7 protein-coding genes are annotated in these 12,610 nt (G+C 40.8%); 2 read left to right on the forward strand and 5 right to left on the reverse strand.

Annotation, left to right across the window (positions count from 1 at the left end; all coding sequences use genetic code 11):
• The first annotated feature begins 13 nt into the window (after nucleotides 1-13).
• Both NST39_RS01980 and NST39_RS01985 read left to right on the forward strand, forming a co-directional pair.
• On the forward strand, nucleotides 14-8,209 hold the full coding sequence (locus NST39_RS01980; protein ID WP_341026702.1) for an amino acid adenylation domain-containing protein: 8,196 nt from the start codon (nucleotides 14-16) through the stop codon (nucleotides 8,207-8,209).
• Between the two features lie 6 nt (nucleotides 8,210-8,215).
• Entirely contained in the window at nucleotides 8,216-8,956 is a 741-nt protein-coding gene (locus NST39_RS01985; RefSeq protein ID WP_341026705.1) for a thioesterase II family protein, read from the forward strand.
• A 27-nt stretch (nucleotides 8,957-8,983) separates the two neighbouring features.
• On the opposite strand, the gene NST39_RS01990 is transcribed toward NST39_RS01985, so the two are convergent.
• The 5 genes from NST39_RS01990 to NST39_RS02010 form a co-directional block, all read right to left on the reverse strand.
• Nucleotides 8,984-9,523 carry a hypothetical protein gene (locus NST39_RS01990; RefSeq protein ID WP_217012733.1) on the reverse strand — a complete coding sequence of 180 codons (540 nt, stop codon included), beginning with the start codon at nucleotides 9,521-9,523 and terminating at the stop codon, nucleotides 8,984-8,986.
• Nucleotides 9,524-9,543: 20 nt separating this feature from the next.
• The gene (locus tag NST39_RS01995; RefSeq protein WP_341026709.1) at nucleotides 9,544-10,077 is read right to left on the reverse strand and encodes a stage II sporulation protein M; all 534 of its coding nucleotides are present in this window, start codon (nucleotides 10,075-10,077) and stop codon (nucleotides 9,544-9,546) included.
• On the reverse strand, nucleotides 10,034-10,723 hold the full coding sequence (locus tag NST39_RS02000; protein WP_341026711.1) for an ABC transporter ATP-binding protein: 690 nt from the start codon (nucleotides 10,721-10,723) through the stop codon (nucleotides 10,034-10,036). The genes NST39_RS01995 and NST39_RS02000 overlap by 44 nt, the downstream gene beginning before the upstream one ends.
• 8 nt (nucleotides 10,724-10,731) lie before the next feature.
• The gene (locus NST39_RS02005; protein WP_341026713.1) at nucleotides 10,732-11,904 is read right to left on the reverse strand and encodes a hypothetical protein; all 1,173 of its coding nucleotides are present in this window, start codon (nucleotides 11,902-11,904) and stop codon (nucleotides 10,732-10,734) included.
• 315 nt (nucleotides 11,905-12,219) lie between these two features.
• Nucleotides 12,220-12,519, reverse strand: coding sequence for a hypothetical protein (locus NST39_RS02010; RefSeq protein ID WP_113768544.1), 300 nt, complete (start codon nucleotides 12,517-12,519; stop codon nucleotides 12,220-12,222).
• Nucleotides 12,520-12,610 lie beyond the last annotated feature (91 nt).

Here is a 12,610-nt window from a genome sequence, read left to right on the forward strand (position 1 = left end):
GAGGAGAAGAACGATGTTAATGAGTAGAAGAAAAGGACATGCAGCAAATCATATCGTCAGAATCAACGGAAAACGAATCGATCTCAAAGCATTAGAACAGGTCATGATGCTTCATTTTCCGCTAAAGGAATGTGTACTCATCCCGAAGAAAAATGAAGAAGGAAGCCTCTCGCTTGTGCTATTTGCACAGGCGAAGGTCCCTTCGCTAACAAGAGAGGATCTGATGACAGGCGCGCTTCACCCTGATGAAGTGCCAGCCGCTCTCGTCTTATTGCCTTCCTTGCCAAGGGTAGAAAGTGGAGCTGTCGATACAGAAGCACTGCTTTCGATTGACATCATTGATGAAGAGAGTTTGAGAAAGATAGAAGATCGTACGAAAGCTATAGATGGAGTAGAGGAAGCGGCTGCTCTCATTGAAAGTCAGACAGAAAAACAAACGCCTTTTCACCTAGATGATCTGTTTCCTAATCGGCAGCGTGTGCAAGGGAACGTATCGATCTCGAGGGATGAAGAGGGTGAAACAAAGCAAGCATCCGCTCATGAAAAGCCGCCTGCACTTGTGTATGGCGGGGATGTCATCAAAAAACCAGGCACACCTGTCACACTGACAGAGGTGTTGATTCGATCAGCCTTTATGTCACCTGACCGCGGGGTGACCTATATCAAAGAAGGCGGGCGCACGTTGACCCAAACCTATCCTGAGTTACTCACAAACGCAGAACGGGTTCTGTCTGGTTTAAGGAAAGCAGGGCTGACAAACGGCGATCAAGTGTTACTTCAATTGAAAGATCATCACGATTTCATCACTGCGTTTTGGGGCTGTATTCTCGGTGGCATCATTCCGACTCCAGTCTCTGTGCCGCCTGTTTATGATGAGATGAATCAAGGAGTGAACAAGCTCAAGGGCGTGTTTCAGCTGCAAAATGAACCGTTCATTATTACAAACGAAGCAAGTGCTGAGGACATTGCTGGGCTGCGTGAGACATTTGAGGCAAAAGAAATACCTATTTTAACAGTAGAAACATTGCTTGCGAGTGAACCGGATGAACAGCATTATGAGCCAGAGCCGGATGAGCCTGTTCTTCAGCTGCTCTCTTCAGGAAGTACGGGTGTGCCTAAGTGTATTCGTCACAACCATCAAAGTATTTTATCTCGAATCATCTCCTTTGAGCAGACAAATGGTTTTACGCATGAGGATGTGTCGCTTAACTGGATGCCGCTTGATCATGTAGGAGGCATTGTCATGTTTCATGTGCATGACGTCTACCTTGGCTGCCAGCAGATTAGTCCATCCATCGATCAATTTATCGAGCGGCCGATGGTGTGGCTGGATTGGGTAGAAACATACGGCGTCACAAGGACATGGGCACCGAATTTTGCTTTTGCGATGATGAATGAATATGAGGACGACATTCGCAAGGGGAGTTGGGATCTCTCCACACTGACTTATATCATGAATGCAGCCGAAGCGGTTGTGCCAAAAGTGACGCAGCGCTTCATGCATATGATGGGCCAGCACGGATTAAGCCATCATGCGATGGTGCCGGCGTACGGCATGTCTGAAACATCCTCAGCCATTGTTCAATCAAAGAAATTCATGCGGCATGATGATCAGGATGGACAGCTGACGATTGATCAGACCTCGTTAACAGGTGAGATCCAATACGTGGAGCAAGATCATCCGCACAAAATGACGTTTACAGAAGTCGGTGTACCGATTCCGTCTGTATGGATTCGGATTGTAGACGAGCATCATCATGTGCTACCAGAAGATCAAGTCGGCCGCTTACAGGTGAAGAGTCCGACGATTATGATGGGCTATCATCAAAATGAGGAAGCCAATCAAGAGGTATTTGCGGAAAATGGCTGGTTTCACACGGGGGATTTAGGATTTATCCACGAAGGGCGTCTTGTTCTGACAGGCCGGGAAAAGGACATCATCGTCATCAACGGAGCCAACTATTTGAATTACGAAATTGAAGCAGTTGTGGAAGAGGTAGACGGGGTGGAAGTCACCTTTGCCGCTGCGTACGGCATCTACAATCCCGAATCAAGCAACGACACGCTTGCCGTCTTCTTTGTCACACAAAAGGAATCGCTAGAGGAACAAATCACGATGATTCAGCAGATTAGAGAGGCCATCATTCGTAAAATTGGCATAGAGCCCGATCACATCATTCCGGTGAAAAAAGACCAATTTCCGAAAACAGAAAGTGGAAAGATCCAACGTGCTCAGTTAGGCGCGGCGCTAAAAGAAGGGGTATTCCGTGACATTGAAAGGGCACTGGATCTTGCTTCTGAAAATGAACAAACACTACCAGATTGGTTTTTCAAACGCACTTGGGCAAAGGAACATATTGGTCCGTCTCAGCCTGCTGCTGATCATGTACTCGTTTTCGAGGATGAAAAAGGGCTTTACCAATCACTTTACGCCCAATTCGAACAAAGAAATCAGCCCTATGTTTCTGTGAAAAAAGGACATGAATTTTTGCGTCTGTCCAAAGGGATGTACCAGATGAACCCGAGAATCAAGGGGGATTATGTCAGGCTCGTCGCAGCTCTTGAAGCAGATGAATTAAAGACAGGGTGCATACTCCATTTGTGGAATGTGACAGACAAAGAAGCCATTGTTGAGCCTGCGCAGTTCACAGAAATGCATGCGAGGTCCAATCAATCGATTTTGTACTTGTATCAAGCGTGGAGGCAAGAAGACAAAGAGCCTGTCCGGCTTGTTGTTGTGACAAAGGGTGGTCAATATGTAAGCCCTGAAGACGATCTTCATGTGGAGAAAACGTCGCTCGTTGGCTTATTAAAAACCATCCCGCAAGAATGGGAAGGAGCAGAGGTGTCCCATATTGATATTGAAGCGGAGCTAGTGGAACAGGATGCAAAGCACATTGCTAATGAGCTGTCGGCGATTCATATAAAAGCAGAGGTGGCATACCGAAAAGGGCACAGGCTCGTACCAAAGCTGGAAAAAGTCGATATGATGAAAGCACCTCAAACAGAAGGGTTTTTAGAATATGAAGGTCTTTATTTGCTGACCGGAGGACTCGGCGGTATTGGATTTGAACTGTCTAAGCAGATGCTCCAATTTGGCCTAAAGCTTGTATTGATTGGAAGGACTTCTCTGGAAGACAGCTTTGAAAAGAAAGAAGCGTTCTCACAGCTAAAAGACCTTGGTGATGTCATCTATGTGCAAGCGGATGTGACCGATTTAGCTGATGTAGAGCGGGCGATTTACAAAGCAGAAAAACATTTTGGTCAAACCATCCGGGGTGTGCTGCATTTAGCTGGAGCTGGTAATGTGTCAGAGCATTTTCAGCATGCGGATAAGTATACATTGGCGCATACGTCAGAAGAGGATTTTACAAAGGAACTGTCAGGGAAAGCAGATGGAGCGTTTGTCCTGCAGGAAGCCTTCAAGCATGACCCGGCAGTACCACTCGTCTTTTTTGGATCAGTAAATGGCTTTTTTGGCGGCACAACATTCGGAGCTTACTCTGCGGCCAACAGCTTTTTAGATGGGCTTGCGCACACGCTCACCTTTCAAGAAGGAAGACGGGCGATCTCTTTAAACTTTAGCATGTGGGATAATCTTGGTTTGTCTAAGGGACATACCGGCGCAGCCCTTACCGTCCGCAAGGGATTTCAATTGATTGGAAAGAAGCAAGGTCTCCATTCATTCTGTCTAGGTGCTCGGCTGAATGAAGCGCATCTATTTATCGGCCTAGACGGAGCCAATCCAGAAATCGCTGCGTATCTTCAGCCAGCGCCAATACCGACTTTTGAGAAAAAGCTTTTTTACACGGTTCGGTCTGGCAAAGAAGTGCATGTTGAAGATATTGCAGGTGGAACAAAAGGTGATTGGGATATTCAGCAAGTACAGGAAATACCGAAAAAACTAGATGGCTCTATTGATCATGAAGCCCTTAAGCTGAATCATCACAAAAATGGACAACCCCTTGAAAAACAATTGCCTGAAACGAAAACAGAGCAAATGCTTGCTGCCATATGGGAGGACATTTTAGACGTTGATCGTGTGTACAAAGAGGATCAATTCTTTGACCTTGGCGGACATTCATTAAAGGCGACTCAAACCATTTCACGGATCAATCATGAGTTTTTAATCAAGGCGCCTTTAAAAATATTATTTGAAAGCAAGCATCTGGCACATTTGGCGCAAATGGTGGATGACATCAAAGAGGCACCGGCTGTTCAGGAAGCCAATATTCCAAAGCTGGAAAAGCGAACAAGCTATGAGCTGTCACATGCTCAGAAGCGTATTTGGTTCTTATCCACATTAGAAAAGAGCCATCATTACAATATATTAGGTGCTTGGAAGCTGACAGGACAACTGCACATTCAAGCGTTAACAAAAGCGATTGGTCTCTTGACGAAACGTCATGAAGCACTGCGTGCAACCTTTCAATCGCTTGGCGGCAAGCCGGTTCAACTGATACGTGAAGACCTTCCGCCATCCGTCACTGTTGCGAACTTCTCATTATTTAATGAAAAAACAAGAACGAGAAGACTCAAGCAACTTATTCAGCAAGAAGCGAACCGCATTTATGATTTAGAAAGAGGGCCTCTTGCGCAGTGGACGATTGTGGATATGGGCAATGAAGAATTTTATCTTCTTTGCGCGCAGCACCATATCATTTCAGATGCATGGTCGCTCAGTCTGCTCATTCAGGAGTTAGAAGTGGCATATGACGGGCTTCTTGCAGATGAAGCGCCGCAGCTCCCAGCGCTGGAAATTGAGTGGACAGATTATGTTCATTGGGAAAATGAGCAAGTAATGCATCATCAAGTAGACCAAGCCTATTGGCTCGATCATTTACAAGGTGATCTTCCGGTGTTAGAGCTGCCGTTTGACCGTCCTCGTCCGCCAGTTCAAACATTTAACGGCGCTACAGAGCAAATTGTCTTGGAAGATACGCTTATCCGCCGTTTGCAGGCTTTGTCCAAGCAGCAGGGCACAACGCTGTTTATGACGATGCTGTCGGCGTACTACGTCCTGCTTCACAAGCTGTCAGGACAGACAGATATCATCATTGGTTCGCCGATCGCAGGGCGAGGTGCCAAGCAATCAGAGAAGCTTGTTGGAATGTTTGTGAATACACTCGCGCTGAGACAGGATATCTCCACAGCAGATACGTTTGCTGATGTCATGGAAAACGTGAAGGAGATGACGTTAAAAGCCTTCGAGCATCAGCGTTATCCATTTGACAAGCTTGTCGATGATCTTTCGTTAGATAGAGATTTAAGTCGATCGCCTATTTTCCAAGTGGCGATGGGTTATGTAACAGATTCACTCCATGTCAATCTCAAAGGGCTGACAAGTGAACATGTGATGGTCCATCATACAGTGTCTAAATTTGATCTCACCCTGCATGTATTTGAACAGGGGGATCAGCTGTCGATCCATGTGGAATACAATACAGATTTATTTGATCAAGAGACCATTCATCGTTATATGAATTATTATCTTCATCTGCTAGATGGTATGACGGCTCAGCCTGAACGTACATTTTCTAATTATTGCTTAATGGACAAAGCGGAACAGGCTGCGATGATCATAGGGAAAAACCAAACGGCTACGCCATATCCAAAACGGACCATTCAAGAGCTGTTTGAAGAACAGGTGCAGCGTGATCCGCACCGCATTGCCTTGTCTTATTTGGAAGAGCACATGACGTATCAAGAGTTGGATGAGAAGGCAACACAGCTTGCTGCTTACTTGCAGTCAAAAGGAGTTGGACCAGGTTCACTTGTACCGATGCTTTTTGATCGTTCCTTTGACATGATTGTCTCAGTGCTAGGCATCGTCAAATCTGGTGCTGCATATGTTCCAATGTCACCAGAATATCCAGATGCGCGAATCCGCCTCATTGTTCGCGATACGCAAAGTGATGTGATCATCACTCAGTCTCATTTAATAGAGCGTCTAGTAGACTTTACAGGTACAAAGATTGAGATGGACAAGCCATTACCAGTAACAGATGCAGTGTATCAAAGAGAACAATCAATCATTGGAGAAGACCAGTTAGCCTATGTCAACTACACATCAGGCTCAACAGGTACACCAAAAGGCGTCATGCTCCCCCATGCAGGAGTTGTCCGTCTGGTTCGAGAAACAAACTATATGAAACTAGGTCCAGATGATAAGATGCTTCAGCTCTCAAACTATGCTTTTGATGCCTTTACATTTGAGTTGTGGGGCATGCTGCTGAATGGCGGTCAGCTCATTCTGATTCCGAAATATGCCGCACTGAATATGGATGAATTATCACAGCTGATCAAAGTGCATCAAGTGACAGCCAACTGTCTGCCAACCGCTTTATTCAATCGGCTGGTGGAGCACGATCCAAAAAGTGTAGCAGGCTACCGCACATTACTCGTTGGCGGAGAAGCGATGTCTAGTGAGCATGCACGAAAGGCACTGCCGCATATGGAGGGTGTACTCATCAATGCTTACGGCCCAACAGAAAACACGACCTTAGCCACAACACATCAAGTCACGCACATGCCAGAGGGAGCAAGGTCAGTTCCGATTGGTGTCCCAGTATCGAATTCAACTGTCGTCGTACTAGATGATGCGCTCAACCCAGTGCCAGCAGGCGTCAAAGGAGAAATTTATATCGGCGGCACAGGGCTGGCAAAAGGCTACCTTCATGATCCAGAGCGGACGCATGAACGGTTTATAGACAATCCATTCCCTGAACTAGGGGGAGACAGGCTGTATCGTTCAGGTGATCTTGGTACATGGCGTTCAGATGGCACCATTGAATATCTCGGCCGAAAAGACAATCTTGTGAAAATTAGAGGCTACCGGATTGAATGTGGAGAAATAGAGACAGCTTTCCTCAAGCATCCACAAGTAAAAGAATGTACAGTCATCGCCAAAACGTATGGCAGCTCAAAACGGCTGGCGGCCTACCTTGTCACAGACGGAGCGAATCCTGTTCCAGGCTGGAAAGCATTTTTACAGGAAAGCCTGCCAGGCTACATGATTCCAAGTTACTTTATCGTTCTGGACGAAATGCCAGTTACAACAAACGGAAAGGTTGATCAAAAAGCACTGCCAGACCCGGCAGAAACGATCTCTCTTTCTCAAGGAGATGACAAACCAGTCACCGAAGCGCAGCAGTTGATTGTCACAGCTTTCAAGGACGTGCTTGGTGTCAAACAAGTAGGCATACATGACTCATTTTTTGATTTAGGCGGCGATTCAATTATGAGTATCCAAGCCGTTGCCAAATTAAAAGAACAGGGGATTCGTGTGGATCCGAAATGGATTTTCATGCATCCAGCGCCGGCTCAGCTAGCCGCACATGTGGATGCAATGCCAGAGGCCGGGGAGCACGTCGAAAGGTCTCCAAAGGACTACGTGATTGAGCTGAAAAAAGGCGATCCAGCCGAGCCGAGGATTTTCTTTGCACCGCCTGCCGGTGGAACGGTAATGGGCTATATCGATGTGGCTAAGCTGATGACACATCAAGGCGCTGTGTACGCCTTGCAGTCTCCTGGCTTATATGAGGATGAAGAACCGCAATTCCTCCATTACACAGAGCTTGTGTCCATATTTGTTGAAGCCATTGAGACCTTCTATCGACCTGGTGTTGACTATCTAGCAGGGCATTCAATGGGCGGGCACCTTGCCTACGGAATGAATCAGCGGCTCTGCCATGCAGGAAAAGCGCCGAAAGGACTCATCATTTTAGATACGGTGCCGGTGTTAAGAGATGAGGCAGATCAGGCGCTCCATGCGGATATGAACGAAGAAGAAGTGAAAATGCTTGCGCTTGTCCTTGGAATGGGGAATCTCGTCGGCATTCAGCCAGAAGCATTACAAGGGCTGAGCTTCCAAGAAGTGAAGCAAAAAATACTCAAAGAGGCAGAAAAGGATGAAGTGGTTCATCAATTTATGAATGATCAGTATTTAGATAAATATTTGCAAATGCAAACGCACAATACAATCATGTCACAAGCCATTGAATTAGAAAAAGAACCATTCGATGTGCCGTTTTATATTGTACAAAGCAGTGATCACGCCATTGATTTCCAGAAGAAGTTCTCAGACTGGGAGGCTTATACGAAAGGATCGTGCTCGTATTATCACATCAAAGGAGACCATGTCACCATGATGAAAAGGCCGCAGGCGGATGAACTGGCACGAATTCTTCAAACGATGATAAAGGGGTAAGAACGTATGAATCATTTATTTAAAACCTTTGAAAAAAAATCAGATCTTATTCAACTTATTTGTTTTCCTTTTGCAGGCGGTTATTCCGCCTCATACCGCCCGCTTTTTGAACAGCTAAAAGGCACTGCCGAAGTAACAGCAGCAGAGCCCCCAGGGCATGGAACCAATCTCATGCCGCTCGAAACGAGCATTGACCGATTGGCTGAGCTGTACAAAGAAGGGCTCTCGGGCAACTTGAACCGCCCGTTTATCCTGTTCGGACATTCTATGGGAGGACTTGTTGTGTATAGACTGACGCAGCTGTTAGAAAAGGAAGGAATTGATCCTGCAGCAGTCGTGATCTCAGCCATTCAGCCACCGCAAACAAAACGACAGATCCTGACCCATTTATCGAATGAAGCATTTGTTCAGCATATTGCCGAAATGGGCGGGATTCCAAAGGAATTATTAGAGAACAAACCGATGATGGATTACTTTACGCCGTCCTTACGTGCAGACTATCAGGCGCTGGAAACCTTCCAGCACAAAGATCAATCCATCATCGAAACACCCGTTTATTTATTCAATGGAACAAAAGATGAAAAATGCATGAAAGATGCAAATGGCTGGCTGCCATGGGCAAAAACCATCGAACGCACCAATTTCGAAGGAGGGCACATGTATATCAACACACACCTCGAGCCCTTCGCAGAACAGATGAGACATGTGATCGACCTTGCAGGCAAACAACACTTGATAAAGAAATAAGAAAAAACGGCCCATTGGGGTCGTTTTTTACTGAGGAATAATACTTGAAAACGCTGATATAGCCAAAGAAAATAAGAATAATATGACGAAAGGGATGTAAAGTTTATAATTTCTATTTTCTTGATTTTTCACGTAGGAATAGCACCATACACTAAATGAAACGATAACAAAAATATTAATATTCCACAAAAATGGAATTGTGATCGTGTATTCAGCATTAGGTACATTAAAAAGGTATAAAATAATGACAATCAAGTTACCTAGCAAAATGAAATAGTAAGATAATATACCTCTTTTAAATATACTTTTATAGGAATCTTTTGTTCCAAAAACTATCAAACTTAGAAAAATAATTAATGAAAAAAATAAAACCTCTACCATAGGCTTGAATACTTCTCCAATAACAGCAAGAGAAATACCTATCCACTTACTAATTTCAATTATATCTTGATTTCCTTCAACTTGTAGATCTAGCAAATTTTTGTTTATTTCATCCATTTTTAATATAGAAAGGATAAAAGCTATAATACCAGAGAGCATGCATACTAATAAAATATGTTTTTTCATAATAACACCCTTTAACAATATCAAATTTTTATGAAATAAAATTCAATAATAGAAGCAATAAATAACAATAAAACTCCGGTTGTGAGCTGACTGAAATAGATTTTTCCTTTTGGTTTAAAAGATATTTTGTCTTTAGATATTATATAGAACATAATTTGTTTTGATATATCAAATGAGACAAAATAAAAAAGAAACAACCCGATAATTTCCATTGGAGAATGGAAAATTATATAATATAATGCTATATCAATTCCATATATATATGTATATGATATAAAAAATGCACCTAGGAAAAATCCATTTAAAAAAATAATAATACTAGATAACAAGCCCAAACTAACTATTCCAGAAACTAATATAAGGATTGATACAAAAAGGTTATTAAAGAAAATTTCTTGATAGCTGTCAATATTTATGTTGCTTTTAAAATCAATACTATCTATAAATGTTGAAGCGAAAACACTTAAACTAAAACCTCCTAAAAAAAATATAATAAAAACCAGAAAAATTTTAAGATAACTTTTCAAAAAATTTCTTTTCGAGTTGATCTTCATGAAAAGTCACTCCTGAAGATTTTTTTTCTGAGTGAATAATAGTACCATTATCAATAAAAAGGATTTCATCGCATAAGTCTGCTGCAAATTGGATGATATGAGTGGAGAGCAAAATGATTTTGTTGGCTTCTTTGAAATTTCTTAAATGTTTCTTCATATCAGCCATGTTTGTAGGATCCAAACCTGTAAATGGCTCATCTAATAAAATAATGTTTGGATTGTGTAATATTGTTAGAATAAAAGACATTCTTTGTCTCATTCCTCTTGAAAGAGAAGAGGAACGCCGGTGTGTTTGCTCTTCTAATCCATAGTTACGCAACATCTCATTGATCTGGTCGTTTTCTAAGGGTTGTTCTACAAGCATAGATTGATATTTTACTAATTCAAAACAAGTTAAGTTTTCAAACAAAGTTGGATCGTCTTCCATATATCCTATTGTTGAAAAATTTTGCTTGCTATGATTTATCAATATTTGACCTTCGTCAGGTTGTATTAATCCAGCTATCATTTCTAGAATAGTAGTTTTTCCAGCACCGTTTTTACCTAATAAGCCAATTATTGAACCTTCTTTGAAATGCATCTCAGAAATCATAACTTTAAAGTTTGATTCTTTATATTCTTTAGTTAGATTATGAAGTGATAACATACAATCCCTCACTCAAATAATGTTTTAAATGATTTATAGTTTTTATTTATTGTTCTATCCCAAAATCTAATTATTAAAATTATAATAATAATTGAACTAGTGACCATAACGATATTCGTTACAATAAAATATATTGCGCTATAGGATGAAATGACTGATAAAGCTAAAATGAAACCATAACAAATATTTAAAGTCAATTTACTAAGGGAACTAGGAACTTGATAAACAAATTCCCACTTGAAATATGGAAATACAACAGTAGAACCTACAGTGCAAACAGCTACAAGAATACTGGTGTTTACTAAAGTGATTATCACGTTTAAAGGCTCTTCTAGTTTTATTGTGAAACTTGAGAAAATGGTGTATAAAATACAAAAGAACAAATGTAGTATGATAGATAAAATAATCTTATTTTTGATTTTATTTTTAACTAAGTTAGGTAATTTTCGTTTTAAAGGGAGAATAGGACCGTCAATATCAAAAGAAACATACGGTTGTATTGCATTTGATATAAAAATCATAGGGAAAATAACACTAAAAATAAATAAAAAATCATTTTCTATATTTAATATTTCAAGTTGGTTCGTATTAATACCATAAAGAATTAAACCAAATAGTCCCCCAGATATTGTTAGTATAAATAATAATACTGACCATTGGATAGGGGGATTTCTCATGAGGAGTGTAATTTCATAAAATAATATATGATTAAATTTTCTAGATGTCCCTTTTTGCTCTTTTGCTTTTTTTTGGAAATAGAAAATAGGCACATTACGAATGTTTCTTCTCCAATAAATTACTAAAAGTATACTAATGAATGTGAAGGCTAAAATAATATATATTGAATAACTAGATAAAGCACTTTTGAATAAATTGAATTTAAATACAGTGAATACCCAAATTGCAATGAGACCTGTAGTTATATATCCAATAGTTGATGAAATGGCGAAAAATTTGGGGTTTGAAAGTAGTAACAATATATGCAATCTAAGTAGGTAACCTAAGGTGAAAGAAGTCAAGGCAAGAACTGCTAGTGTAAAAGATCCTTGTAACCCATGTATACTTAAATTTGATAAGTAAGAACCTAGAATGAAGAATAATAAACCGACCATAATGCTGAAAAATTTACTCATATCTTTACCGAAAATATATTGGTCTAGATGGATTTTTAAAATTGCCATCTGTTTTTTATCCGAAGAGAAAAGTATCCTCATCAAGCTCTTATCAATATTTACTGTGAACATTAATATAAACAGTGATAGATAGATTATTGATAAATTCTTAAAAAAATAAGTAGTTAATACACCTAGTAACAGAGGTATAATTATGTATAAGAAGGAAAAAAATACTAAAATGAGAGCGTTATTACGTTGATGTCTTCTTAAATCATTGATTAACAATATCTTTGTGTACATTAAATATTTATGCATTTACAACACTTCCATTTTTAAAGGTGTAAAGAGAAGGCATGTACACCTTCTCTATAAAATCATTTTTTAGAAAGCAATAGCGTATTTAACCCCATATTTTCTAGCATAACTAATTACTAGAGAGGCAATAGCACCAAGTCCAAAAGTACCTAGGACAGCAGCAATAGCACCAACTGTACCAGCAGCATTTAGAATTGCACTAATAGAAGTTAATGCCCAAGTAGGTATTTGAGGATAGTTTGCTGCTAGATTTGCAAAAGGTGTGACTGGTTCAAGAGTCAATAAAATCATTGTTGTTAAAGTTAAAGTGAAAATAAGACTCAAGCCTAGAATTGCGAACAATCTATTTTTTAAACCCATTTTCATATTTAACACCTCCCCCCCTTGCTTATATACCCATATTATACATAAAAAGGATTTAGGGTAAATAGGTTTTATATACTGTATTTTCCATTAA

The organism is Bacillus sp. FSL W8-0645, from assembly GCF_038007905.1.
Lineage (GTDB): Bacteria > Bacillota > Bacilli > Bacillales > Bacillaceae > Bacillus > Bacillus pumilus.